Source organism: Pedobacter riviphilus (assembly GCF_014692875.1).
GTDB lineage: Bacteria > Bacteroidota > Bacteroidia > Sphingobacteriales > Sphingobacteriaceae > Pedobacter > Pedobacter riviphilus.
In genome coordinates this window covers 2,485,647-2,512,421 of sequence record NZ_CP061171.1, presented here as the reverse complement: position 1 = coordinate 2,512,421, position 26,775 = coordinate 2,485,647, and the positions used below count along the sequence as shown (strand labels likewise).

Genomic DNA, 26,775 nt, shown 5'->3' with positions numbered 1-26,775 from the left:
ATAAGTATTATTTTCATTAGCATCTACCTATTAACTTTTCATATCTGGATTATCTCTCTTTCCTATCTAAATTAGCGCTCTATTTTTAGATAGGATTTTTTCGGATAACGTTTTTGCTTAAATTCGTAATACCTTTCGGGTACGGGTATTTTTAAAGCAATTGTTTATGAATTTCAAAACCTTGGTTCTTTTGTTGAGTACAGTTTCTACTGCACTTATTGGTGGCCTCTTTTATGCGTACTCCTGTTCAGTTATCCCGGGCCTTGCACGCCTTTCTGATGCTTCTTTTTTACAAGCGATGCAATCAATCAACCGGGCTATTTTAAATCCGCTTTTTTTTATTTCTTTTATGGGTACGCTAGTGATATTACCCATAAGTGTTTGGTTTTTTAGAGAGCAGCCTATGGTGTTTTACTTGCTTTTGGCGGCAACCTTATTATATTTTGGTGGTGTTTTTCTGGTTACGATAATTGGTAATGTACCGCTCAACAACCTATTGGATGGAGCAGATCTTGATAAACTTGGTGCAACAGAATTAACTGCATTGCGCGAAAAATTTGAGCCAAGCTGGAATTTATTCCATCGGATCAGAACCATCGCCTCATTTATCTGTATTGTACTGCTAGCGTATGCCGCAATATTAAGCCATAATGTTTAAGGCTTATATATTAATTTTATAACTTTTGAGACAGATACAAATCCGTGTTTATCAGTATGTGGATCCGTGGTTAAAAACGCTTAATCTATCTGTTGGTATTTCATCAATCGAAATGCAATAATTGTTATAAGTACCGTTTTTTATCTTTTTTTAATGACAAAGGCTTTGAGAATTGCTTTGTTTCTTTTTTTTAGGTCGTAAAATACGCTGATTTATGTAAAAAAAATGCAAATATCAAGAGATAAACAAGATAAGTCCTGGTACAAGCCGATGAAACCGATTGTATTTGTATTATCTTTGCGTGATTTCTATGCGTGTTTACGGTTCATATTCTGATAGTGAATTGGCATTCTTGTTAACACAAGGTGATGAACTGGCCTTTACCGAAATTTATAACCGCTTTTATGGATTACTTTTCATCCATGCCAGCAAACGCTTAAACGATGATGAAGAGGCGAAAGATGTATTACACCAACTGTTCGAATCACTTTGGGTTAAACGTTTACAGGTAGCGCCTGACGGTAATTTATCAGCATATTTATATACATCCGTACGTAACCGTGTGCTGGATGTATTTGCACATCAAAAAGTAGAAAGTAAATACGTCGATTCTTTACAGGATTATATAGATCAAGACCACGTATTGACTGATTATATGGTGCGTGAAAAGCAAATGGCGCTATTAATTGAACAGGAAATTGATGCTTTGCCACCCAAAATGCGCGAAATATTTATTTTAAGTCGCAAAGAGCATAAATCGCATAAAGAAATTGCACTCGAATTAGGGCTTTCTGAGTTAACGGTTAAAACGCAGGTTAAAAAAGCGCTACGAATTCTTAAATCGAGGTTGGGAGTAGTTATTTACGTTGCTTTCCTTTTTAAAATTTACCGGTAACCTGCTGTAAGCATGTTTAAGTGAGTTTTTTTTCTTTAGATTAAGCTATATTGGAATTACTCTGAAAAAAAATAATTTTCTGATACCCCCAGGACTATACCTTAGCCGTATATACATTAATCAACCTGACAAACTTCTTTTTTAATGGAGAAAAATGCGAAAAAGCTTTTAGATAAATATCTTGCCGGTAACTGTACGCCCGAAGAAATGGCTATTGTTGAAGATTGGTACCTTCAGCTCCCTTTTCAAAAAGAAGCGCCTAACCATTCACTTATAACATCCAGTAAACAAGAAGTTTGGAACCAATTAAGTCCTCGCAATAGATCTTTAAAATCGGTTACTGTTAAACGGCTTGCCATTGCGGCTAGTATTGTTGTATGTATGAGTTTGGGAATTTATTTTATGGTACAGCGCAATGCGACCCCATTAACTGCCAAAACCGAATTAAAAGATATTCTTCCTGGCAAACATAAAGCGGTACTTACACTGGCCGATGGAACTGTTGTTGACCTTGATGATGCTAAAAATGGTCAGATTGCCAATCAGAATGGTATTGTAATCCGGAAGGCTAAAAACGGCCAGCTCGAATATATCATTAAAGAAATACCAAATGCAGCAGCAACAGGCTCAAATACAATTGCCACGCCACGAGGCGGACAATATCAGGTAAGTTTGCCCGATGGAACAAAAGTTTGGCTTAATGCAGCCACAACGTTAAAGTATCCTTATGTTTTTGCAAAAAATGAAAGGCTCGTGGAGTTAAATGGAGAGGCCTATTTCGAAGTTTCGAAAGACCATACACGCCCTTTTAAGGTAAAAACAGATGCGCAAACGGTTGAAGTTTTAGGCACACATTTCAATATTAATGCCTATAGCGATGAGAACATCGTTAAAACCACTTTGTTAGAAGGCGCCGTAAAAGTGAGTGCTACATCGGGTTCGGTAAATCTGCACCCAGGTGAGCAATCGTTGTTGAATGCAAATAGTGCCAGATTATCTATCAATGAGCAAGTAGATATAGATAAAGAAATGGCCTGGAAAAATAATATTTTCTCTTTTGATAATGATGATCTCCAAACTATTATGCGGCAGATTTCGCGCTGGTATGATGTAGATGTAGTTTATCAGGGCAAAATTACATCAGAAAAATATGTAGGCGAAATACCGAAGAACAGCAACCTTGCCGAGGTTTTTAAAATATTAGAACTGAACCATGTTCATATTGATGCTAAGGGTAAGGTACTAACAGTAACTGGAAATTAAAAAAGAACGGCTTTTCTTAAAACAGCCACAAAAATCAACCAACCAATTTACAAACTAACTAAACTTTATGATGAAAAAACTACCAGAAATTTAGCCAAGTACCTTGAAAAAAAACCGAAAGCGCGACAACGCTTCCGGTAGAAATTTGGACAAGCAGCTTGCTTCGAAACCCAGCTGCTATTTTTTAACCTCATTCATTACAAAGGTATGAAATTAACTACCCTTTACAACCCCGTGTGCGACATGCGGAGGGTAAAGATTAAATTTTTATTGGTCATGAAATTGACTACAATCTTACTATTTGTTGGTGCCTTACATTTGTCGGCAGCTACCTTTTCTCAAACAGTAACGCTCTCTCGAAGAAAAACCTCGCTTAAACAAGTTTTTAAGGAGATTAAAAAGCAAACGGGCTATTTTTTCTTTTATAAGGGGCAATTGCTGCAGGATAAACCTGATGTTATAGTCGAGTTTAATAATGCATCGCTGGTAGATGCGCTGAATGCTGCTTTAAAAGACCAAAACCTGAGTTATAATATCGTTAATAAAACCATCGTGATTAACCGCAAGGAGAATTTGCCAGTTGTTACAGCAAGTGTAGCGGTAAAAATTGAGGTAAAAGGTGTTGTTGCTGATAAAGCTACAGGTGAAACCCTTCCCGGCGTTAATGTTTCTATTAAAAACGGGGCAAGCGTAGGCATTACCAACGATAAAGGCGAATTTAAAGTCAATGTTGACGAAGGAAGCATTTTGGTTTTCAGTTATGTGGGCTACGACTTGTTTGAAACCAAGGTTACAGTTACTAAAACGTTAAACGTTAAGCTCAGCCCTAAGATGACCCAAATGAATGATGTAGTAGTAACGGGTTATCAAACGATTAAAAAAGATAACTATACCGGTAACGCAATTACGATATCTGGAGATCAGTTGAAAAGGGTAAATCCACAGAATTTGCTGCAAAGTATCGGCACATTCGATCCTTCATTTAAACTGATCGATAATAATCTTGCAGGTTCAAACCCTAACCGAATTCCTTCTATCAATGTTAGGGGAGCTTCTGCATTACCCAGCGGCGACGGACAGGTATTGAGAAGGGACGAAATTCTTGGAACGGCGAATATGCCTGTTTTTATGCTTGATGGATATGAAGTGAGTGTGCAGAAAGTATTTGATTTGGATGTTAACAGGATCGCATCGGTTACTTCATTAAAAGATGCAGCCGCAACGGCAATCTACGGCTCGCGCGCGGCAAATGGCGTAATTGTGATTACCACTAAAACACCTTTAGAAGGGAAATTACGGGTAGAATACAATTACGAATTGAATCTTACGGCTGCAGATCTGACTGATTATCAGGTTTTAGATGCAGCTGAAAAGCTAGATTATGAAGTGTTAGCGGGTTTGTACAGTTCTTCGAAACAACAGGTGCCACAAGATCAGCTTGATGAAATTTATTACCACAAAAAAGCTAATGTTATTGGTGGGGTTAACAGTTATTGGTTATCGCAACCCCTGCGTAACACGATAGGGCATAAGCATGCTGTAAACCTGGATGGCGGTTCGCAGGCATTCCGCTACAATGTAAATCTTCGTTACCAGACCCGGCCGGGAGCAATGAAAGGTTCTGAAAGGGATCAATATTCTGGTGGAATGAGTTTTCAGTACAATGTGAAGAAACTTCAGTTCAGAAATGAATTATCCATCACACAGGTAGGCGCTACCGAATCTCCATATGGTGATTTTTCTAATTATGTACGGATGAATCCTTATTATCCATTAAAAGATGCAAATGGCGTGGCGATGAGGATTTCGGACGTATATGAAAAACAAGACCGATCAAAAGAATATGTATTTAATCCACTGTTTGACGCGAATTTAAGCAGCTTTAATAAATCTAAGTACACCGAAATTATCGATAACCTTTCTGCCGATTTAGAAGTGGCAAAAGACCTGAGGTTGAGGGCACAGATGAGTGTAACCACACGATCAAATTCTGATGATATATTCACTTCTCCCCAGGCCAATAAATATTACCTGTACACCACAGATAAAATAGATGAGAAAGGAGAATATACAAACCGGGAAATGAAAGAAACCTATTGGGATAGTAACATTAGGTTAACTTGGTTAAAGCAGATAGGTGGCAATTATTTTAACGCTTTGGTAGGTGTAAACGCCCGTACAGAGCTGCGCGACCAGAAAGAGTTTACGGCTATTGGCTTTGCTAACGATCGTTTTACCAGCATTGGCTTTGCCAAAGGCTATGCCGAAGACGGAAAACCGCAAAGCAGGCTCGAAAAGGCTCGTTTGTTTGGTTCGTTTTTTACGATGAACTACTCGTATAAAAACCGGTATCTGATGGATGGAACGGTTCGTATTGATGGTTCATCAAAATTCGGCGTGAACAATAAACTGGCTCCTTTTTGGTCGTTCGGATTAGGTTGGAATGTACATCAGGAGCAATTTCTTAAAGATAATCGTGTGATTAGCCAGCTTAGAATAAAAGCCTCAACAGGCCTCACTGGTTCGGTAGAGTTTGATCCTTACCTATCAAAAACCATTTATAAATATAATACCGGAAACTGGTATTCATCTGGTATTGGTGCCCACGTAAATAATTATGGAAATGAAAACCTAGGCTGGCAAAAAACAAGAATGACGGATATAGGTGTAGACATCGGGCTTTTTAAAGATCGTGTAATGATTATGCCAAGGATATATAAAAAGTTTACCAAAGATATTTTGGCCGATATTACCTTGCCGCCGTCAACAGGATTTTTATCTTATAAAGAAAACCTTGGCGATATGGAAAACAAAGGAGCTGAATTGGGGCTCACCATAGATGCGGTAAGAAGTAAAGACTGGTCGGTAAATCTTAATGCCAGTATGGTTTCCAACAGAAATAAGGTGGTAAGAATTTCAAACGCCTTAAAGAAATATAATGATAGGGCAGACGAACTACAATCTGTAAAGCCAAGTGACGGTGGCTACAGGGGGATTCCTTTGCTTAGGTTTAGCGAAGGACAACCTTTTAATGCCATTTATGGTGTACGTTCTTTAGGCATAGATCCGGAAAATGGACGAGAGCTATACCTCAAAAAAGATGGTACCCTTACCTATGATTACGATAAGAGAGACTATGTTGTAATAGGCGATCCTAATCCGAAAGTGAGCGGCTACTTTGGCGGAACGGTTAACTACAAAAGGTTTAGCCTGTACGTGCAGTTTCAAACCTTTTTCGGTGGCGATAAATACAACCTAACCCTGGTAGAACGTGTTGAAAATGCCGACCCAAGATATAACGTTGATAAACGTGTGTTCGAAGAAAAATGGAAGCAACCGGGCGACCTATCTTTTTATAAAAATATAGCAGATAATGGCGAAACGGATGTTAGTTCGAGATTTATACAGCCTGATAACCTGATCAACCTGCAATCAGTTAACCTTTCTTATGATATGAACAAAAAAATCGCATCAAAATTGTCAATGTCGAGCCTTATGTTTCAGGTAACTGCGAATGATGTTGTGCGTTGGTCATCAGTAAAAGAAGAAAGGGGAATTAATTATCCATTTACCAGGAGTTTAACCTTTTCTATTAGAGCAGCTTTCTAAGCTATATTAATTAACAGATTTAAAATATAAAAATATGAAGATTAGATTGTTAATCTGCCTCATCTTAATCACGGGATTATTGAGTTCCTGCAAAAAGTGGCTGGAAGTTGAGCCGGAATCAGAGATAGCAGCTCCAATTTTATTCAGTACCGAAAGTGGTTTTATGGAAGCCATAAACGGCGTGTATAACCGCAGTACAGAATCAGATCTGTATGGTAAAGAGCTTACATTTGGTACAACAGAAGTATTGGCGCAAAATTTTTCGATGCGTGATGATGGACAGGACTACAGGCAAACCTCGCTGTACAATTATAAACATGGCGAATTTATTAAACGGAAGGATAAAATATGGGCTGGTTTATACAATGCCATTGTTAACTGTAACCTGATTCTGGAAAACGTAGATGCAAAAAAGAACATTTTTAGCGGCAGTAATTATGCTATTGTTAAAGGAGAGGCACTCGCACTAAGGGCATATTTGCATTTCGACTTATTACGTCTTTTTGCACCTTCTTATTTAAGAAATGCCACTGCAAAAGGAATTCCCTATGCAAACAAATATACCAAAGAGATTACGCCTGTTTCCAGCGTATCAGAAACGATAGCGCTCATTATTAAGGATCTGGAGCAAGCGAAACAATTATTAATGGTAGATCCGATTCGCAGTGCCGGTTATATCGTAAACTATCCTTTGGTTACCGATACGCTAAAAAATACGGAGGAGAAGAACCCGAGTCTTTTTTTACAGAACAGAAGGCACCGCTTAAATTATTATGCAGTGTGTGGCACGCTTGCCCGGGTATATCTTTATAAAAATGATAAAGTTAATGCCTTACAGAATGCAAAAGAGGTAATCGACTCTAAAAAATTCCCCTGGACAGCAAAAAGTGATTTTGAGGCTTTCGAAGATTCAAAGAAAGATCGGATTCTTTATAAGGAACTTGTTTTTGGATGGTATATACCTGGTGCCGCAAAAGAGATAAAAGACAATTGGTTTCAAAGTGGCACCAGGGGCTTTTATTTAATTGAGGATGCTGCGGATTATATTTATGAAAAAGCAACAGCTGGGGCAAGTGATTCCCGTTATAAATACTGGTTATCCGCTACTTCGAACCAATCGTCAAGATCTTACGATATTGTTAAATACCGCCGAAACCCTTTAAGTGCTGAAGCAAACGCCAATTTACATTATTTAATGGCCCCGGCAATCAGGCTTAGTGAGCTATATTATATCGCTGCTGAGTGCTCATATGCAAGCAATCCCACAGCCGCAGTAAATTATCTTACACAAGTTCGCGAAGCGAGGCAGATAGGCGATCCTTTATCCATCAACAGTGAAGAAGACCTGTTAAAAGAACTGCTTAAAGATGCACGTAAGGAGTGGTTGGCAGAAGGCCAGCTTTTCTATATGTATAAAAGGCTAAATAGGGGGATTGTTGGGCAAACTGGTGTAATCATCCCAGCTTCTGATAACATTTTCGTGCTGCCGCTCCCTAACGATGAGATTGTTTATGGAGGCAGATAAAACAATTTGAAATTTTATAAAGCACAAATTATGAAAATATACATATTAATATTCGCAATCATCTGCCTGGTTTCTTGCAAGAAAGCAGAAGAAATGCGTTTTGATCACAGTGCAAATGTTTATTTCGACATTTACAACGGAGATAAAGACAGTATAGTAAGAACCTTTGCCTATAATCCTACACTGGCTCAGGATACAGTATGGCTGCCGGTACGTTTATCAGGAATCAGAACCGATGCAGATCGGAAATTCAGTGCACGTGTAGATGCTGATTCTTCTACAGCCACACCTGGTCTACATTATGAAGCTTTGAAACCGCAATATTCCATTCTTCCAAATAGGGGAATAGGTTACATTCCGGTGGTTATTTATAATAAGGATCGACAGCTTGAAAACAGGTCGGTTTCGATATTGATCAAATTAACGGGTACGCCTGATCTGGGCATCGAAAACCCTTATCTAATCAGGGCAAAAGTAGTATTCTCATCTAAATTAGAAAAACCGAGTTGGTGGGATACCTGGCCACTACCGCCTTACTCGAGAACCAAACATGAGCTGTTTATTCTGGTAACTGCGCAGACTTCTCTTACTACCGACGGACTTGATGCACCGAAAAACCTCTATTATATAGGTTTATTAACCACGATGTTAAACAATCCATTTAATTGGGTCGCCAAAAATGCCGCAAAAGGCTATGTTATTGAAGAAGTAACACCTGGCAATACCGATAGCTATTATTTCTACAATAAAAGCAATCCGTCTAAAAAAACGCTTTTGAGAAAAAACATGCAGAATGGTAAATATTATTTTATAGATGAAAATGGCAATGAGGTTATTTAATTCGAAGAACATGAATATTAAAAAATTAATCTTATTAATAATGGGCGTGTTTTCTTTAGCCGCCTGTCATAAAGACCTTGGCAATTATGATATCGATATGCCTATTGAGCCTAAACTGGCTAACCTTGATTCTGTTTACACTGCCAGTGTAGGTGATAGTTTGATCATCAAACCAAAAATAGAAGGTGCAGACGCCGCGAATGTAGAACTTCAATGGAGAGTTAGTGTAATTGAAGGGAATGATGTTTTGTATAACGGACCAGCTTTAAGGATCATTTTCGGTTTGCAGGCTAAAAGATATGCTGCACGCCTTACCGTTTATAACAAAGCAAATGGGATGAAATACTTCCATAAATTTTATATAGATGGCGGAACCGAATTTGCCAAAGGTACAACAGTACTAAGCGTTGAAAACGGAATCACACAGTTTTCGTTCGTAAAGCCAGATGGTAGTGTACAGGCACGTTTATACCGTGCCATGCAGGGGAAAGATTTGCCTGCTAATCCAACAAATTTATTTCTGTTAAAGAATACATTTACTGGCGGTACCTTATTGGGCTATTGGATCATTACAAAAAATGGTGGAATCAGGCTGGAACCCAATACCATGCAGGAAGATCCAAAATATCCAAATACACTTAAGGATAACTTCTTTACACAACCAGATAATCTTGAGGTTGGTTCACTGATCTCGCATCCTCAAGGGGTAATGATGGGCGTTGTTAACGGTAAGTTTTATGGTGGCACAACAAGTACCTGGGATCAGGCCGCCACTTACGGCATGTTTGGTTTGCCAGCTGATGGTGACTATGAACTGGCCCCATCTTTTGTAATGAGTTTTACGCAATCGGCTACTTATTTTATCGGATTTGACCGGAACAGAAAACAATTTGTGCGGATTAATCTTTATGGCGCCCCTGTTTATTTTGGTGCCCAATATTCGGTTACCACTGCCAATGCTTTTGATCCGCTAAATGTAGGTATGGACCTTCTTCATATCGAGCAACTTAACAACGCTGACTGTTTCGCTTATTGCAAAGGAACCGATGGTAAAATTTATGAACTTAAGTTTAACGTCCAGTTTAACGGACCATTCACCTTTACACCTCAGCATAAACGGTTATTTGTGCGCCAGGAGTTAATTAATGAAAGTACGAAATGGAGTGGCGCTAAAAATGGGGTAATCTATATTGCCAATGGTAGTAAAGTTTACCGTTATAATCCCGTAAATGAAGAGTTGAGGGAACTGGCTACCAGCTTTACTGGAAAAACGATTTCGATGTTAAAACTTAGTGAAGACGAAGAAACATTGATGGTAGGGACGGAAGAAACCGTTTCTTTTTTAAATATAACCACAGGAGTAAATGGGGTACTCATTAAAAAGATAGAAGGTATACCTGGCGCTCCAGTAGATATCGCAATTAGAAAATAATCCTATTCCATGCTTAGGTATTCAAAATCTTAGGCATGGAAATTTTTAAATTATAAAGAAACATACAAATGAAAATTATAAAATTAGCAGCATTAGCCTTTTTGTTACCGGTTTTATGCTGGGCACAAGCGCCGAATTTTAGTTTAACAGGTAAGATAGGCACATTAGGTGCGCCAGCAATGGCTTATATCGATTATATGGATAATGGTGTAAGCCATGAAGATTCTGTAGCCCTGGTTAACGGAAATTTCAAATTTACCGGGCATATTTCTGGCAATGCTTATGCGCGCATGGCCTTAGATCATAGCGGTGGCGGTAAGGGTAAGGCGGTGTATACCGGAGATGTGATTTACTTTTATTTTGGTAAGGAACAGGTAACGATCACTTCAAAGGATTCTTTGGAAAATGCTGTTTTTGCGGGCTCAAAGGTGTACCAGGAATATGATGGCTATAACAAAGCCATCGGTGGTACCATTATGGCCTTAACCAAAGCTGTAAATATCGATTTTAACAGTGGCACACCAGAGCAGCAAAAAGATACGGCCTACAGGAAAGCGGTAGATCTGCGCTTCAGAAAAAACATCCAGAACAGAACTGATAAACAGTTTCAATTTGCTAAAGAACACCCAACTTCATACTTCGCTTTGGTGGCGCTCTCAGAAGCTGCCGGTAGTAAGGTTGACGTAGCCAAAGTAGAGCCGCTTTTTAATGCCTTGAACAAAGCGTACCGCGAAACCGATATGGGTAAAGAACTCGCGCAGCGTATTGCTGCAAGTGGCATTACCGCTGTTGGAAATATAGCGCCGCTTTTTACGCAGAACAATGTGGTAGGCAAGCCAGTTTCATTAGCCAGTTTAAAAGGAAAAGTGGTATTGGTTGAGTTTTGGGCAAGTTGGTGTGGACCATGCAGGGCCGAAAATCCGAATCTGGTAAAACAATATCAAACCTATAAAGATAAAGGCTTCGAAATAATTTCAGTTTCGTTGGATAATGTAAAAGAGCGCTGGTTAGAAGCGATTGAAAAAGACGGTTTAGACTGGATTCATGTTTCTGATCTGAAAGGATGGAACAACGAAGTGGGCCGTTTATATGGCGTACGCGCCGTACCTGCAAGTTTTCTGGTAGATGCAAAGGGTAAAATTATCGGTAATGGCTTACGTGGCGAACCTTTGAATAAAAAGCTTGCTGAAATATTCAATTAATTATTGGCTGATAAAATATAGATGATGAAAAAGATGCTAACAGCATGCCTGATGCTGGTTTCGCTGCTCACTTTTGGGACTGAGAAATATCGGGATAAAATTGCCTTAAAGGTTTTGTATGTTGGGTATAATCCCGATAAAGCAATGCCCAAAAACGTAGTGTATTATTCAACTACGCCAAGTGTGGTCGAAAAAATATATAAAACCAGAATGGCAGATTTTAAAGCCTTTTTGGAACAGCGTTTTACCGAAGTTAAGGTAGTGGATGTTGCCGATTACAAGGTAGAAATGTCTGATGAGGTTGATGTAACCTTAATGGATGCCGGTCCGGTTAACATGCCAGCAAACTTTAGTCGTCCTATGGTTTTAATGCATGCCATGGCACCAAACGTAGGTTTGCCTTTAGGTTTAAAATTCGATTGGTATTGCCAGTGTTTGGATGATGAAGCTTTAAATATCAAAATCGATCATCCCATTTTTAATACGCCAAATGCCGTAAAACTAAGCATGGTCAAAAAAGCGACGCCAGGTTCTTTTTTTAACGGACATCAAGGCGTTGGCACACCCAAGCAAATGGATAGGTGGCGGGTGGTAAAACAGGGTTTTTCTTCTAAAGAGCCTTATCTAATCGGCATGGTTTCGCATGGAGAAGGATTTAATGATTCGCCCGATGCTGAATCTATTTCAGGTGGCGTTTGCCTTAAAAATGCCGAGGCAGTAGCACTGGGCCGCCAAGGAAATTACTTTATGTGGGGCTTTGCAGGCTCTCCAGATTATATGACAGATGAGGCCAAAGATGTTTTTGTAAACACGATCTGTTACATCAAAAAATTCGATCACCTTCCGGCTATTGTTAAAAAAGTGCAGATCGAAACCCGTAGCGGCATAGATGAGCTAATTTATCGGTTAAACAAAGATCTTTATAATCAGGCTATTGTTTCGCGGCGGGAAGGCAATCTTCGCATGCTTAAAATGCAGCAGGAATTAAAGGATAAAAAAGCAAAGGGAGAAGATATTGGCCATGGCAACGAAATGTTTTTGAAAATGCCGGTAACCAACGATACCCAATCTTTTGAGGATTATGTAAAAGGTTATGCAGGAGATAGTTTATTTGCTATTTATGGTACTAATATCAGTCTCTACCACAAGTATTACCGTCAAAATTATGAGTATTTTTATCCCTCTGGTGTGTATACCCTTCAGTTAGACCATGATGCACAAAAACTAGGTATTTCTAACCGTAAAGTGGCGCTTTTAGATAAATGTGTAAGTTTATTGGAGGCCAGCAAAGAGGTAGCAATGGCGCAACGCTTGCTCGAACGTTACACTACTCAAAAATTCAACAAAGCAGCTGAATGGAGAAATTGGCTCAATCTAAACCGTAATAATCTATTTTATACCGAATCTGGTGGTTTTAAATTCATGGTGAACACCTATGGGAAAAATGTTCCTGTTGGCCAACAACAAAGCTATCAATTACCAAAAGTCATTGCAGGTGGTGAACCTACCGCAGCCGATCCAGTAACCGTTTCTGCAAGATTTATTCCCGGTAATGGCAATAAAAAAGACAGTTTGCTTATCGAAGCCAAAATTTTAAAAGGCTGGCATATTTATGCTTATGTATCTAAAGATAATCCATTTGTGGTTACCGAAACCAGATTGGAACTTCCTGAAGGTGCAGTGGCTGATCAAGAATGGAAAACAACAGCAGCTATTCCTTATCCGGGCAATGAGGGTATGTTCATTTTTGAAGGAAAGGCAAATTTTAGGATAATGGTCGATTACAGTAAGGCAAAAGCTGGCACTAAAATTAAATGTGGCTTATACTATCAGGTGTGTGATGAAACCAAATGTTACCCACCTAAAGAAAAGATATTAGAAATACTCATTTAAGCTACTTATGCAAACAGTAGGGGCTGTAAAATGGCCTTACTGTTTTTAACCCTAAAAGATATGATACCTTTTTTCAGGCTTTGCCTATTGGCTATGCTGAGTGTACTCGCATGTACTTCGCTGCAGGCACAACCTCCTGCGAATAAAGCAGATGCTCTTCATAAGAAACTTTTGGCAGAAATGATTAGCTTGCCTGCACCCAATTTTACCTTAAAAGACCTCGCTGGAAATGTAGTGTCGCTAAAGGATCTAAAAGGGAAAGTAATTGTACTCGATTTTTGGTCGACATGGTGTGTGCCCTGCAAAAAATCTTTTCCTGCGATGCAGCTTGCCGTTAATACCTATAAAAATGATCCTTCTGTAAAGTTCTTATTTATCCATACTTGGGAAACCAGCAAAACACCATTGGAAGATGTGAAAAAATATATCGCACAATCGGGTTTTAATTTTCAGGTGCTGATGGATCTGAAAGATGAAGCTGGGCGTAATGCTGCGGTTGAAGATTATGGGGTGATTGCCATCCCTGCAAAATTCGTTATCGATAAAGCAGGTAATATTGTATTTAAACTAACTGGGTTTGCCGGAACCGATGCCGCAGCGCTCCACGAAATTTCTGAGCGGATTAACCTGGCTAAAAATCATAAATAACAATGAATAATTCTATAAAGGCATTAACAGTAACCTTAGTGATACTGTTTAACCTAAATGCTACCGCACAGAAAAAGCTGGTGGCTAAATTTCAGTATACCATTGCCCAAGCGGTTAAAAAGGCATATCCTGCAAGTGTACGCATGTGGGGCTTCGATGTACAGCAGAACCAAAGAACCAGTGCACAGTTTAGCGGCGTGGTAGTAAGTGCCGATGGTTATATCTTAACGGCTGCACATACCATTTTACCGGGTAAAAATTATAAGGTTTTTTTTTCCGATGGACGTGAATGTATTGCAATGGCTTTAGGAAAAATAGAAAATAAAGATACGCCTGGCATTCCAGATGTGGGCATGATGAAAATTACCGATAAAGGCACCTATCCATTTGCAGAGATGGGTTATTCGGCAAGTTTGCTTAAAAACGAACCTTGTATCAGTATTTCTTATCCCGAAAGCTTAAACCAAACACTCCCAACTTTAAGGTTGGGCAGTGTTGCAGAAGTAAAAAACGAATATGGTTTTATCCGCTCCACCTGCAAAATGGAACCTGGCGATTCTGGTGGCCCGTTATTCGATTATTATGGCCGTGTAATCGGGTTGCACAGTGCCATTGATGTTTCAGAAGAAATGAATTTTGAAATTCCGGTTGACCTTTACCGCCGTTATTGGACAGCCTTGAACAGTGAAACGCTTTATACGGCTTTCCCTGAAAAACAAGATAGTGTGAAAACAGATCCCTTGTCTTTGCAATTACAGAAAGAAAGCAAACAAAAGGCTTTACACCCTGATTTTGATATACCAAGGCTTAAAAACAGCTGCTTTTTCGTCAAAAGTTTGATAAAAGGAGAAAACCAGGATATTTACGCTACTTTATTGAATGTTAGCACAACAAATGGAGCTAAAAAACAGTTTCTACTGAGTAAAAACACTATAGTTGGCGAACAAGCACAATGTGATATTAATGGAACCGCAGTGCCGATTAAGTTGATTGGAAAAGATCAGGAAAACGACCTGGTTTTATTTGAACTTGAACAGCGAATAACTGGTGGAATTGATTTAAATATTTCTGATGGCGACAGCGTTAAAATAGAAATGGGTAAACTTCTTTATAGCATTGATCCCGCTGGCAAAGTGATGCGCAGTATTTTGGGCAGTACGCTATTTAATTTGCCGAAAATTAACAGTCAACCTTATTTGGGAGCTATGGTGGTATACAATTCCAGCCCAGTTCAATTCTCATTAATTAAAGAAGGTAGCCCGGCCGAGAAAGCAGGAGTAAAAGTTGGCGATGAACTCATTGGCATTAATGGGAAACTTATCAAAAAGGCAAATGAATTTGCGCCCGAAATGATGAAATATTGGGCAGGAGATGAGGTTATTTTTGAATGGGAAAATGCTTCAGGTAAGATGAGTAAAACACTAAAACTAGCGGGACGGGGTCAGTCGGTATCAAATCATCCGGCAGAGAAATTTGAAGGTGGAAAATCAGAACGAAGAGATGGGTTTAATGCTGTTTTTACACACGATGCAGCCATTAAAGCAAATGCCTGCGGATCGCCAGTTTTTGATTGGGAAGGTCATTTTTATGGGATTAACATCGCAAGGTTTAGCCGGACAACAACGGTGGTGATACCAAAGAAAACAATTATTAGTTTTGTATCGAAAGCTATTCAATAGCTTGGTGCTTTTGCCACGGAAGCAGTCAGTAAAGGTCAAACAAACAGCAATAACATTTACAAAAAGATAGGAGCGGAAAGAAGGACTGCCTAAAACTGAAGTGTGCTAAACCTGTTTTCCAAAAAGGAGACGGTATATGTTTTTGAAGCGCAGTGTCAGGGGCAATTATTAAAGTTTGTTCCCGTTCTTCGCTGTATCCTTTCGCTGCGCTTCAGGGATGCCGCTTCGCCCGGGGCTAAAAATACAGTTGCTACTAAGAACAAAATGTAAAACGCTATTTTGTTCCTTGTACAAACCTTTGTTAAATAAACCTTATTGCAGCGGCTATCCTTTTTGTTGCAGAGCCAAACAGGCAGCAATAACATTCGCAAAAAGATAGGAGCGGAAAGAAGGACTGCCCTAACCGAAGTACGCTAAACCTGCTTTCCAAAAAGGGAACGGTATATGTTTTTGAAGCGCAATGTCAGGGGCAATTATTAAAGTTTGTTCCCGTTCTCTGCTATATCCTTTCGCTGCGCTTCAGGGATGCCGCTTCGCCCGGGGCTAAAAACACAGTTACTACTAAGAACAAAATGTAAAACGCTATTTTTTATGTAATTACAGTCACAAAAAGATAGAAGCGAAAAGAAGGACTGCCCGAACTGAAGTGCGCTAAACCTGCTTTACAAAAACGATACATTATGCATTATTATTTATTATTTGGAGTGGCTTGCCTGTGCTACCATTTAATTTGCCACGGAAGCACGGAAATCACGGAAGTTCTATTGGTCGGTGTCTCACCGACCAACGCTTTATTTCGGTTGGTGAGACACCAACCGATAAGAAATGAGAGTGCTATGCTTATTTCTTCAGTAACGTATCAATCTCAGTATTAAATTCTTTAATAAATTCATCATAAAACTTACCTGTGGCCGGACCATTAAAACCAGTATGGATCTGGGCTACATTACCTTGTTTATCAATTATTATCGTGGTTGGGAACGATAAAAAAGAATCGAGTGCAGGCAACGATTCGGATACCACCTGTTTATCGGCAGTACCTGCAATAACCTGGTCGTAATCAATTCCAAAACGTTCGCGGAAACGTGTCATCACCTTTTTTGCATATTCAGGTTCGGTTGAGCGTTCGTAATGTAAAGCGATAATTTCTACACTGCGGTTTTTGTTCTTTTTGTACCACGGCGCCAAAAAGGTAGCTTCGTCAACACAGTTAGGGCACCAGCTTCCGGTGATGGTCAAAATCACCACTTTGTTTTTATACTTCTCATCTTTTAGCGAAATCTTTTTCCCGTTGATATCAGGAAAGCTAAAATCAAGTGTTTTATATCCTTTTTTAAGGTAGGTGAGTTTATAAGGATCAGGCAGGGCAGCATCTTTATTTTTGGTCCCGGTAAAAGACTGGCTTCCCCTTGTACCTAAAATTTCACCGGTTAATGAGCCATCTGACTGGAAAGTTCCTTTGTAATAGGCAGGAGAGGAGGAGCCAATAAAACTAGAAAGTTGAAACTCATTTCCTTCCACAACGCCCTCCAGATAGCGCGAATCGCCTGTTACGCGTAAAAAAGTACCCGTAAGTTTGTTTCCCGTTTGCTTAAATAAACCTACTGTTTTTTCTTCTTTACCATTTGGCGATTTAAAAACCACATCATAACTACCAGAATAGTCTGCTGTTGCTGGTTTATCTGCCGTTTTAAAACGATAATTTTTTCGTTCAGCAATAATTACCAAAGGTTGGCCAGTTTTATCTTGCTTTCTTAATGTACCAGATAAATGATCGCCATCTATTGCAAATGCGAGTTCGTTATCAAACTGATCCAGTTTTACGAAAAGTGAATCAGCAGTCTGTTTTACCAGACCACCTTCGAAACTTTCTTCGGCATTGCGGAAATATAATTTCTGTTGACCGCTTTTTTCATTGATCTCGAAATTAAAAGGAATTTCCAGACCTTCCTTTACTTTCGCTATGCCGCGCCAATTGCCGAGGGAAACAAAGGCTTTAGATTTTATTTTGTTGAGTTTTACTACCTGATTGGGTAAAGTATTATGTTCCTGGGCATAGATAAAAGTTGTTGATATGGCCAATACGGCTGCTAAAATGGATTTTAGTTTCATTGGGGATGTATATTTATCGACTAAATTAGTAGACAAAGATATGGATGTAATTGCCAAAGAAAAAATATTTCAATAAAAATCTATAAAAACTATAGGATAAATGGAATTAATTATACCTTTGCCCCAGTTATTTTAAAATACTTATCAAGAAAGGCGGAGGGAATGGCCCTGTGAAGCCTTAGCAACCATCTAATTTTTAGAAATGGTGCTAATTCCATCTCAGATGAATCTGGGGTAGTTAAGTCAGTTGTTTGCGTTATCCTTATAAGAATATATGGAGCACTTCTGATTTATGGGGTGCTTTTTTTTTGCCCTGATGCACGCTTGAAAAGTAAATACGGTTTAAAGAAAATTATTCAGATGAAAAAAACAGACAAGCTAAAAGCTATTGATGCAAACCTTAGTGCATACTTCCGAATGCGCATGCCCTGTTAAAATCGCTCCATTTAACAGGCTTTTTTGATCTAACCATTCCTTTGTTTTCTTATAAAACACGGTTATTAACCGTTAGGAATTGTTTTGCCCAAAATTATTATCCCTTATTAACTAATTAACTACACAATATGCTTAAAAATTTAAAATCAATAGCGCTTATCTTTTTGCTCCTCATAGCACAAAAGCTTTCCGCTCAAGATGTCACGGTTACCGGAACGGTAAAGTCGGCAGATGGTGAAACACTCCCAGGTGTTTCCATATTAATAAAAGAAACCAAACAAACCACCATTTCTGATGCAAAAGGAGCTTTCTCTATTAGTGCACCAGATAAGGGCACCTTGGTATTTTCTTATATCGGTTTTAAGAGTCAGGAAATACAAATCAATAAAAATGCAGGCCCAGTTTCGGTCATTCTTCAATCAAGCGATAATGCGTTGGATGAGGTAGTGGTTACGGCATTGGGTATTTCGCGACAGAAAAAATCGCTAGGTTATGCTGTTCAGGAATTAAAAGGACAGGATTTGGCTGAAGCTAAAGAATCCAACCTGGTAAATGCACTGGCCGGAAAAATAGCTGGTGTACGGGTAACCAACAGCCAGGGGAGTATGGGGTCATCACGAGTGGTTATTAGGGGAGAAACTTCCATTGCAGGAAATAACCAGCCATTATTTGTAGTTGATGGGATTCCGGTAGATAACTCTCAGTTAAATTCGGCTGGGGCAAGAGATTATGCCAATACCATTTCAGATATCAATCCGGAAGATATAGAATCGGTGAGTGTGTTGAAAGGACCAAATGCCGCGGCGCTATATGGCTCGAGGGCTGCAGCAGGCGTTATACTCATTAAAACCAAAACGGGTAAATCGAAAAAAGGATTAGGCATTGCCATCAATTCGAATGCTGTTTTAGAAACTTTACTCACCCTGCCTGTTTATCAAAATGCTTTCGGTCAGGGATCTGAAGGCAAGTTTAGTTACGTAGACGGTGCAGGTAAAGGCATTAACGATGGCGTAGATGAAAGCTGGGGACCTAAATTGGATGGTAGACTAATTCCACAATTTTTTTCGAAGGGAGTAGCCGTTCCTTTTGTGGCACATCCCGATAATGTGCGCGATTTCTTTCAAACAGGATATTCATTGAACAATGGGGTATCGGTTGCAGATGCCGGTGAAAAATATGATTACCGGATATCATATAATAACCTAAAACAGGTGGGGATCGTACCTAACTCTGGTCAGGGCAAAAATTCGTTTGTGCTCAATACATCATTAAAAATAACACCGAAGTTAACCTTAACTGCCAATGCAAATTATAGCAAACTTAACTCTGATAATTTACCTGGAACAGGCGGTTCGAGATCAACCAGTACGATGTTGCAGTTTACCTGGTTCGGCCGCCAGGTTGATATTAACCAATTGAAAAACTATTTGGACGAAAATGGAAAAACGTTTAACTGGAACAACAGCTATTACAGCAATCCTTATTGGGTAGCATACGAAAATACAGTATCGCAAAACCGTAGCCGGATTATTGGAAGTTTAGCCCTTAACTATAAGATTATTGATGGACTTGATTTCAATTTCAGATCAGGGACCGATTATTACAACGATAGACGTAAAGTGAGGATTGCCTATGGTACCAATGGAACGCCTTTCGGCTCTTATACTGAGAGTGCCTTTACCGTAAGTGAAAATAATACAGACGCGACATTAAACTTTAACAAACAGTTGAATGATGATTTTAGCCTCGAATTGTTAGGTGGTGGGAACATACGCAGGCAATATATTGAGCAGAACGATCAAAGTGCACCTAAACTGGCCATCGCCGGACTTTATACCCTTAAAAACTCTCGTGATCCGCTAATTTCATCAAATAATTTATCAAGATTAAAATCTTACAGTGTTTATGCCTCTGGACAGATTGGCTTCAGAAATTACCTTTTTGCCAACATTACGGCCCGTAACGATTGGTCATCTACCTTGCCCGCACAGAACAGGTCTTATTTTTACCCATCATTTAACGGAAGTTTTGTAGCAACCGAAGCGTTCGATATTAAAAGCGAAGCTCTTAACTATTTAAAAATACGCGGAGGTTGGTCTAAAGTTGGTAAAGATGCAGATCCTTACCGTTTGATTAATACTTATGCATTTAGTGCGCCGTTTAATGCAAACCCTCAACTTACCACAAGTAATATCGATCTTAATCCTAACCTTAAACCAGAAACTACCACTTCAACAGAACTGGGTGTTGAGGCTGTTTTCTTTAACAAAAGGTTACGTTTCGATTTAAGTGCATACAATACCAATAGTTACAATCAGATTTTGGCAGCCGATGTAAGTCAAAGTACCGGATTTAGCTCAAAACTGCTTAATGCCGGAAAAATAAACAACAAAGGCATAGAAGCACAGTTGGGCATTACACCAATTAAAAAACAGTTTACCTGGGATATTGATTTTAATTTCGCTGCAAACAGGAGTAGGGTAATTGAACTCGATGCGGAGAAATTATTAACAAATTACATTGTCGCTACCAATTCAGCACAGGTGATTGCTACCGTTGGACAACCTTATGGATCGCTTTTCGGAACGGCCTTTTTAAGAGACGGAAATGGAAATATTATTGTAAACGCCACAGGAGCACCAGCTACAAACCCAACCAAACAGGTTTTGGGAAAATATACACCAGATTGGATTGGCGGGGTGTACAATACCTTCACCTATAAAGGTATAAGTTTAGGCGTATTGGTTGATGCAAGTTTTGGTGGTTCTATTTATAATGGCACCTATGCAACAGGTACTTATACCGGAGTTTTAGCCTCTACACTGCCAGGAAGAGCAGCAGAATATGGTGGTATTTCTTACTATTATCCAGATAATAAAAAGGAAAATGGCACCGTAAGGGTAAACGGAGCTGCTCCGGCAGGTGTAACGGTTTATGATGACGGGATTGTTTTTGATGGCGTAACTACCGATGGTAAACGTAATGAAAAAGTGTTACCTGCTCAACAATATTATAAATCGTTTAGGAATATCGATGAAGCAAATATATTCGATGCCTCTTACGTTAAGCTTCGTGAAGTTAAGCTTAGTTACAATTTGCCGGCAAAGTGGATCCGTCCGCTAAGTTTGCAAGGGGTTTCTGTATCACTTGTTGGCCGTAACCTTTGGATTATCCACCGCAATACGGTAGATATTGATCCGGAAGTAGCCTTTAATACTGGCAACGGACAGGGGTTGGAAAGTCTTTCTAACCCGAGCACACGCAGCTACGGTATCAACCTGAATGTTAAATTTTAAATCTTACCATCATGAAGAATAAAAAACTATATATACTGGCCATTCTGGCAATTGCATTTTCATCTTGTAATAAAGAGCTCGATGAGGTGAATATTAATCCGAATGCTCCAGAAATTCCACAACCCGATTATTTACTTACAGGCACCACTAAAACTACCGCCGATACGTATTGGGGGGTAACCAATAATATGAACTCGAGCTTGCTTTTTGCACAACATTGGGCTAAAGTTCAGTATACAGAAGAAGATCGGTTTATCTTTTCGAACAGTAGCTTTACCTCTTTATGGTCTACTGGCTACGCACAAAGTATTGCTGGCTTCAATAAAATTATCGAACTGGGCGATGCACAAGGCAACCCAAATTATAAAGGAGTTGCACTTGTGTTAAGGTCGTGGGTATTTTTGTTACTTACCGACGCTTATGGGGATATACCATATTCACAGGCTGGCAAAATTAAACAGTTTGTTACGCCGGTTTACGATAAACAAAAGGATGTTTATTATGGTATTCTTAATGATTTAAAGACTGCTCAGGCGGCCTTAGATCCAGCTTCAGGAAAAGTTGTAAGCGGAGATGTAATTTATAGTGGCAATATTGCTTTATGGAAAAAGTTTGCCAATGCTTTACGTCTTCGCATCGCTTTACGCATTGCAGATAAAGAGCCAGCTAAAGCTAAACAGGTAATTGATGAAATACTTGCTGAAGGTGGCACTTATATTAATAGCAAATCAGAGAGCGCACAACTGTTCTACAGTGATTCACCTCAGCAAAATCCGGTAGCAGCCTCATTTGAAACCAGGAATGATTACCGGATCAGCAAAACCATCGTGGATAAACTTTTTGCGTTAAATGATCCTAGGTTATCAGTTTATGCAAGCAAAACTGATAATGCTACACCTCAAACGTATGTAGGTATTCCGAATGGCTCAACAAATTCAGAAGCCAGTGCAATAGGTTTAGCAAATTCTTCCAGACCTGGAACTTACTTTTTAGCACCAAAAGCACCTGCAGTGATTTTTAGCTATGCCGAACTGCTTTTTGATAGGGCAGAAGCGGCAGCACGTGGCTTTACTACAGAAAATGCAGCTGACTTATATAAACAGGCCATCAAGGCATCATTTGATCAATACAGTATTGGTGGAAGTGTTGTTGATGATTATATTAATCAGGCTGCGGTACAATATGATGCAAGCAATTATAAAAAATCAATCGGTGAGCAGAAATGGATTGCCTTATTTGGGCAGGGCTTAGAAGCATGGGCAGAGCAGAGAAGGTTAGATTATCCGCAATTAACTGCATCTGTTAATACGGTATTAAATGGCAAAATTCCGGTGCGTTTTATTTATCCGGGTTCTGAACAATCATTAAACGGACAGAATTATAAAAATGCAGTAAGCAACCAGGGGGCGGATTTATTGACTACCAAACTTTGGTTTGATGCTTTTTAAGTAAATAATCTGGTTTTATTGTGTCGTCAGATGTTACCACCTGACACTAAAAACAAAAAACGTCGCGATATAAATTCGGGACGTTTTTTGCTTCTTACAATCAAACAAAAAGATAAACCTGTTCAGGTTCCTTTCTTTTAATTGGTATTCATCTGGCTAAATCCTCGGCAGCATTGCTTGCCCTGGTTTTCAGGTCTTCAGTGTATCCTTTTGCTTTCTCTACCCATTCTGGAGCTTTATCTAGTAGTTCATCTACTATCGATTGTCCGGTAATTGGATCTTTTTTGGTGATATATTTTACGCCAGCATAAACTGCAGCGCCAATAATTGCTGTTTTTAAAATTCCCATGTTCTTTTCTTTTTTATTAGTTAAACATTTTGAGATCGTTTAAAGTTTTAGACAATTTTTAACACTTGTTGTTACAGATGCCCCTAGTTGATGGTGCACTAAGCGTTCTATTTTTTATTATGGAAGCACGGAAAGCGTAAAGGAAATATCCGTGAAGTAATCTTTTGATTAATAGTTTATTATGTGTTGTTGTGCTGGTGGATGTTACCATCTGGCAGATTGCATAATATTTTTGTGTTTAGAATTAATAATTTTGGCCGGTAAGACACCAACCGATAGAGTTCCGTTGCATTCGAAATACTGACAATTCTCTGTGGTGAAATCCAGAGGCGTGATATTTTTTACAGATAATCACTATTAAATTTATATATTCCGAGCAAAATTACCTTAAACTAAATTGATTATAAACTAAAATAACTATGCTCTAAATTTAGCAGGAAAAGGCGTCGCAATTATTAAAATAATACTTAAAATATAAATCAACTACTACCCATAACATTCGCCGATTAACATTGAAAGCACAAATGAATAAATCAGATCAAACTACAGGTTACTTCAGGCAGGGCGTATTGGCAATGGCCATTTCTCTTTTTGCCATGTCGAATAGCAAAGCGCAAACCATTATACCCATCGAAACTGCCCATAATGCACTGGTTTTACAGGCCGATGCAAAAAAAGATGTAAACACCATATTTTTTGGAAAAAAACTAGCCGATAAACAGGAATATGCACAGGTTAATGGTCAGTACAAACAAACAGAAGATTATACTGGTCAGTTAAATTCGGTGTATACGCCATCAGGATCAAGGAATTTGGTAGAACCAGCTATTAGTGTTACCCATGCTGACGGCAATAACTCCCTCGATCTGAAATATGTTGATCATACCGTTACCGCTATTGATGATAATGTGAGTTTAATAAAGATCAGATTAAAAGATCCTGTTTATAATTTTGAGGTAACGGTGTTCTATAAGTCTTTTTATAAACAGGATGTAATAGAACAGTGGACGGAGATTAAACACAGTGAGAAAGGCATAGTGGTATTGCATAAATATGCATCGGCCAATCTGCATCTAAAATCGCCACATTTTTGGTTAAACCAATATCATGGCGATTGGGCTAAGGAAATGCAGCCAGAACAAAGTGAAATTACCCATGGTATTAAAACTTTGGATAGCAAACTGGGCACAAGGGCAAATTTGTTTCAACCTTCTGTTTTTATGATTTCGATGGATAAACCTGCTGAAGAAAATGAAGGCAATGTTTTATACGGTGCGATGGAATGGAGCGGGAATTTTAAGGTCGATCTTGAGCTGGATTACCAGGATAACCTCCGCATTATTGCCGGAATGAACAATTATGCTTCGCCTTATAGCTTAAAAGCAGGTGAAGTTTTTACAACCCCTGCTTTTTTGTACACTTATTCTGATCAGGGAAAAGGCGATGCCAGTAGGAAATTACAAGATTGGGCACGTAATTATAAAATATTAGATGGAAAAGGCAGTAGGTTAACCCTCTTGAATAACTGGGAAGCCACTTATTTCGATTTTAATGAGCAAAAGTTGGCCGATTTATTAAGGGATACCAAAAAACTGGGTGTCGATTTCTTTTTGCTTGATGATGGTTGGTTCGGGAACAAATATCCGCGTAACGATGATCATGCCGGGCTTGGCGATTGGCAGGAGAACAAAAAGAAATTACCAAACGGAATAGCTTCTTTGGTAAAAGAGGCCGATAATGTAGGAACCAGATTTGGAATATGGATAGAGCCCGAAATGGTTAATCCAAAAAGCGAACTTTACGAAAAACACCCGGATTGGGTGGTAAAACAGCCCAACAGACTTGAGTACTATTTTAGAAACCAGTTGGAACTTGACCTTTCTAACCCAAAGGTACAGGATTTTGTTTTCGGTGTGGTTGACGATCTGTTTACCAAAAATCCGAAACTGGCTTATATTAAATGGGATTGTAATGCGGTAATTTATAATGCATACTCCGCACATTTAAAAAATCAATCTCATTTTTACATCGATTATGTAAGGGGATTGTATAGTGTACTGCAAAGAATCCGTGCAAAATATCCAACTGTGCCAATGATGTTATGCTCTGGCGGTGGTGGTAGGGTAGATTATGCTGCCTTACAGTATTTTACAGAGTTTTGGCCAAGTGATAATACCGATCCTTTAGAGCGTATATTCATTCAATGGGAATACTCTTATTTTTATCCTGCCATCAGCAGTTCTAACCACGTAACCGATTGGGGAAAACAACCAATAAAATTTCGCACTGATGTAGCGATGATGGGGAAATTGGGTTTTGATATCGTTGTTAGCAAACTACCTGAGAAGGAACTTCAGTTCTGCCAGGATGCCATTAAAAATTACAATGCAGTAAAAGGGATTATTTGGCAGGGTGAACAATACCGTTTGGCCAATCCACGTACGGGCAGTGTAGCATCTATATTATATGTAAATGAGCAAAAAACTGAAGGGGTAATTTTTAATTATCTGGTAAACTACCGTTATGGCGAAAACAGTAAATATCCGATTAAATTAAATGGCTTAGATCCAACAAAGAAATACCAGATTAAAGAAATCAACCTTTATCCAGGTACAAAATCACCGATAGATAGCACTAAAACGTATACTGGTGATTTCTTGATGAAAGTGGGCTTTAATCCCATTCTTAATTCGACCAGAACCAGTGTAGTGTTAAAATTAGAAGAGGCAAAAAATTAATTAAAGACATCATTTCGACCGTAGTGTTCCAAGGGAACTCTTTCGGGGGAGAAATCTTTTAAAGGTTTCTCCCATTTTTGTTTTAGATGCTTTTGCCTTATGCGACTGTAATGCTGTCTTAAATCATCGCAATCTATCTATCTTGTTATTAAGATCCTGAAATAAATTCAGGATGACGAACCGAGGGTGATCGACTGAAGACTTTGGACTACAGACTAAGGACTCTTCGCCAAACTAATCCTCTTCTTCACTTCCGTTCATAAAAGCACGCGGACTTTTTCCGAACTGTTTTTTAAATTCCCTGCTAAAATATTTTGGATCGTTAAAACCGACCTGATAAGCCACTTCATAAATAGTAAACCTATTTTGTTTAAACAGCTCCATTGCTTTCTTTAAACGGATCGATTTAACGAAATCATTTACGGAGAGGTTAGTGAGTTTCCTGATTTTTTTATACAAAATAGGCCTGCTCATACCAACCATCGAAGCCAGTTCAGATACCCCAAAGTCTTCATCAGCAATATGCTTGTCAATATATTTTAAGAGTTTTAGCATAAAAGCTTCATCAATGGCATTAATGGTGAGTTCTTTCGGCTGTAAATGGATGTGTTTCAGGAATTTTTGACGCATTACCTGTCTCGACATCAGTAGATTACGAACATTCAGCAAAAGCAATTCAGGACTAAAAGGTTTGGTAATATAGGCATCGGCGCCAGTTTCCAAACCACTAACCTGATGGATATGAGAAGAGCG

17 protein-coding genes and 1 riboswitch are annotated in these 26,775 nt (G+C 39.0%); of the genes, 14 read left to right on the top strand and 3 right to left on the bottom strand.

Translation table 11 applies throughout. The features are described from left to right. The first annotated feature begins 166 nt into the window (after window positions 1-166). The 11 genes from H9N25_RS10260 (at window position 167) to H9N25_RS10210 (ending at window position 15,644) form a co-directional block, all read left to right on the top strand. Complete coding sequence (locus H9N25_RS10260) at window positions 167-658, top strand: anthrone oxygenase family protein (protein ID WP_190328809.1); 492 nt, start codon at window positions 167-169, stop codon at window positions 656-658. 310 nt (window positions 659-968) lie between these two features. Next, a complete protein-coding gene (locus H9N25_RS10255) occupies window positions 969-1,553 on the top strand; it encodes an RNA polymerase sigma factor (protein ID WP_190328808.1) in 585 nt (194 codons plus the stop codon). A 144-nt stretch (window positions 1,554-1,697) separates the two neighbouring features. Then, the gene (locus tag H9N25_RS10250; RefSeq protein ID WP_190328807.1) at window positions 1,698-2,816 is read left to right on the top strand and encodes a FecR family protein; all 1,119 of its coding nucleotides are present in this window, start codon (window positions 1,698-1,700) and stop codon (window positions 2,814-2,816) included. Between the two features lie 276 nt (window positions 2,817-3,092). Further along, window positions 3,093-6,425, top strand: coding sequence for a SusC/RagA family TonB-linked outer membrane protein (locus H9N25_RS10245; RefSeq protein ID WP_190328806.1), 3,333 nt, complete (start codon window positions 3,093-3,095; stop codon window positions 6,423-6,425). A gap of 34 nt (window positions 6,426-6,459) precedes the next feature. Continuing rightward, window positions 6,460-7,950, top strand: a complete 1,491-nt coding sequence (locus tag H9N25_RS10240) for a RagB/SusD family nutrient uptake outer membrane protein (protein ID WP_190328805.1) — start codon at window positions 6,460-6,462, stop codon at window positions 7,948-7,950. Window positions 7,951-7,980: 30 nt separating this feature from the next. Next, on the top strand, window positions 7,981-8,790 hold the full coding sequence (locus H9N25_RS10235) for a DUF4843 domain-containing protein (protein ID WP_167294608.1): 810 nt from the start codon (window positions 7,981-7,983) through the stop codon (window positions 8,788-8,790). Window positions 8,791-8,800: 10 nt separating this feature from the next. After that, entirely contained in the window at window positions 8,801-10,222 is a 1,422-nt protein-coding gene (locus H9N25_RS10230; RefSeq protein ID WP_190328804.1) for a PKD-like family lipoprotein, read from the top strand. Window positions 10,223-10,290: 68 nt separating this feature from the next. Then, window positions 10,291-11,424, top strand: a complete 1,134-nt coding sequence (locus H9N25_RS10225) for a TlpA disulfide reductase family protein (RefSeq protein WP_190328803.1) — start codon at window positions 10,291-10,293, stop codon at window positions 11,422-11,424. Between the two features lie 21 nt (window positions 11,425-11,445). Next, complete coding sequence (locus H9N25_RS10220) at window positions 11,446-13,317, top strand: protein-disulfide reductase DsbD domain-containing protein (RefSeq protein ID WP_190328802.1); 1,872 nt, start codon at window positions 11,446-11,448, stop codon at window positions 13,315-13,317. 60 nt (window positions 13,318-13,377) lie between these two features. Continuing rightward, window positions 13,378-13,965 carry a TlpA family protein disulfide reductase gene (locus tag H9N25_RS10215; RefSeq protein WP_190328801.1) on the top strand — a complete coding sequence of 196 codons (588 nt, stop codon included), beginning with the start codon at window positions 13,378-13,380 and terminating at the stop codon, window positions 13,963-13,965. 2 nt (window positions 13,966-13,967) lie between these two features. Continuing rightward, window positions 13,968-15,644: a trypsin-like peptidase domain-containing protein gene (locus H9N25_RS10210; protein WP_190328800.1), complete on the top strand. Its 1,677-nt coding sequence runs from the start codon at window positions 13,968-13,970 to the stop codon at window positions 15,642-15,644. An 840-nt stretch (window positions 15,645-16,484) separates the two neighbouring features. Here H9N25_RS10210 and H9N25_RS10205 read toward each other — a convergent pair. Next, window positions 16,485-17,756, bottom strand: a complete 1,272-nt coding sequence (locus H9N25_RS10205; protein ID WP_190328799.1) for a TlpA disulfide reductase family protein — start codon at window positions 17,754-17,756, stop codon at window positions 16,485-16,487. 138 nt (window positions 17,757-17,894) lie between these two features. Then, window positions 17,895-18,001, top strand: a riboswitch (SAM riboswitch). A 318-nt stretch (window positions 18,002-18,319) separates the two neighbouring features. On the opposite strand from H9N25_RS10205, the gene H9N25_RS10200 reads away from it, so the two are divergent. Both H9N25_RS10200 and H9N25_RS10195 read left to right on the top strand, forming a co-directional pair. Further along, on the top strand, window positions 18,320-21,487 hold the full coding sequence (locus H9N25_RS10200) for a SusC/RagA family TonB-linked outer membrane protein (protein WP_190328798.1): 3,168 nt from the start codon (window positions 18,320-18,322) through the stop codon (window positions 21,485-21,487). An 11-nt stretch (window positions 21,488-21,498) separates the two neighbouring features. Next, entirely contained in the window at window positions 21,499-22,935 is a 1,437-nt protein-coding gene (locus H9N25_RS10195) for a SusD/RagB family nutrient-binding outer membrane lipoprotein (RefSeq protein WP_190328797.1), read from the top strand. Between the two features lie 148 nt (window positions 22,936-23,083). Here H9N25_RS10195 and H9N25_RS10190 read toward each other — a convergent pair whose 3' ends face one another. Beyond that, window positions 23,084-23,284, bottom strand: coding sequence for a YtxH domain-containing protein (locus H9N25_RS10190; protein ID WP_167294599.1), 201 nt, complete (start codon window positions 23,282-23,284; stop codon window positions 23,084-23,086). A 524-nt stretch (window positions 23,285-23,808) separates the two neighbouring features. On the opposite strand from H9N25_RS10190, the gene H9N25_RS10185 reads away from it, so the two are divergent. Next, window positions 23,809-26,022 carry an alpha-galactosidase gene (locus H9N25_RS10185; RefSeq protein WP_223833699.1) on the top strand — a complete coding sequence of 738 codons (2,214 nt, stop codon included), beginning with the start codon at window positions 23,809-23,811 and terminating at the stop codon, window positions 26,020-26,022. 234 nt (window positions 26,023-26,256) lie between these two features. Here H9N25_RS10185 and H9N25_RS10180 read toward each other — a convergent pair whose 3' ends face one another. Next, a complete protein-coding gene (locus H9N25_RS10180; protein ID WP_190328796.1) occupies window positions 26,257-26,745 on the bottom strand; it encodes a helix-turn-helix domain-containing protein in 489 nt (162 codons plus the stop codon). Window positions 26,746-26,775 lie beyond the last annotated feature (30 nt).

What these genes read in the sequence shown, in the direction of transcription:
- H9N25_RS10190 (WP_167294599.1), bottom strand. Translation starts at nt 23,284, where the DNA reads ATGGGAATTTTAAAAACAGCAATTATTGGCGCTGCAGTTTATGCTGGC.
- H9N25_RS10215 (WP_190328801.1), top strand. Translation starts at nt 13,378, where the DNA reads ATGATACCTTTTTTCAGGCTTTGCCTATTGGCTATGCTGAGTGTACTC.
- H9N25_RS10205 (WP_190328799.1), bottom strand. Translation starts at nt 17,756, where the DNA reads ATGAAACTAAAATCCATTTTAGCAGCCGTATTGGCCATATCAACAACT.
- H9N25_RS10225 (WP_190328803.1), top strand. Translation starts at nt 10,291, where the DNA reads ATGAAAATTATAAAATTAGCAGCATTAGCCTTTTTGTTACCGGTTTTA.
- H9N25_RS10240 (WP_190328805.1), top strand. Translation starts at nt 6,460, where the DNA reads ATGAAGATTAGATTGTTAATCTGCCTCATCTTAATCACGGGATTATTG.
- H9N25_RS10195 (WP_190328797.1), top strand. Translation starts at nt 21,499, where the DNA reads ATGAAGAATAAAAAACTATATATACTGGCCATTCTGGCAATTGCATTT.
- H9N25_RS10220 (WP_190328802.1), top strand. Translation starts at nt 11,446, where the DNA reads ATGATGAAAAAGATGCTAACAGCATGCCTGATGCTGGTTTCGCTGCTC.
- H9N25_RS10200 (WP_190328798.1), top strand. Translation starts at nt 18,320, where the DNA reads ATGCTTAAAAATTTAAAATCAATAGCGCTTATCTTTTTGCTCCTCATA.
- H9N25_RS10185 (WP_223833699.1), top strand. Translation starts at nt 23,809, where the DNA reads ATGAATAAATCAGATCAAACTACAGGTTACTTCAGGCAGGGCGTATTG.
- H9N25_RS10210 (WP_190328800.1), top strand. Translation starts at nt 13,968, where the DNA reads ATGAATAATTCTATAAAGGCATTAACAGTAACCTTAGTGATACTGTTT.
- H9N25_RS10260 (WP_190328809.1), top strand. Translation starts at nt 167, where the DNA reads ATGAATTTCAAAACCTTGGTTCTTTTGTTGAGTACAGTTTCTACTGCA.
- H9N25_RS10255 (WP_190328808.1), top strand. Translation starts at nt 969, where the DNA reads ATGCGTGTTTACGGTTCATATTCTGATAGTGAATTGGCATTCTTGTTA.
- H9N25_RS10245 (WP_190328806.1), top strand. Translation starts at nt 3,093, where the DNA reads ATGAAATTGACTACAATCTTACTATTTGTTGGTGCCTTACATTTGTCG.
- H9N25_RS10230 (WP_190328804.1), top strand. Translation starts at nt 8,801, where the DNA reads ATGAATATTAAAAAATTAATCTTATTAATAATGGGCGTGTTTTCTTTA.
- H9N25_RS10250 (WP_190328807.1), top strand. Translation starts at nt 1,698, where the DNA reads ATGGAGAAAAATGCGAAAAAGCTTTTAGATAAATATCTTGCCGGTAAC.
- H9N25_RS10235 (WP_167294608.1), top strand. Translation starts at nt 7,981, where the DNA reads ATGAAAATATACATATTAATATTCGCAATCATCTGCCTGGTTTCTTGC.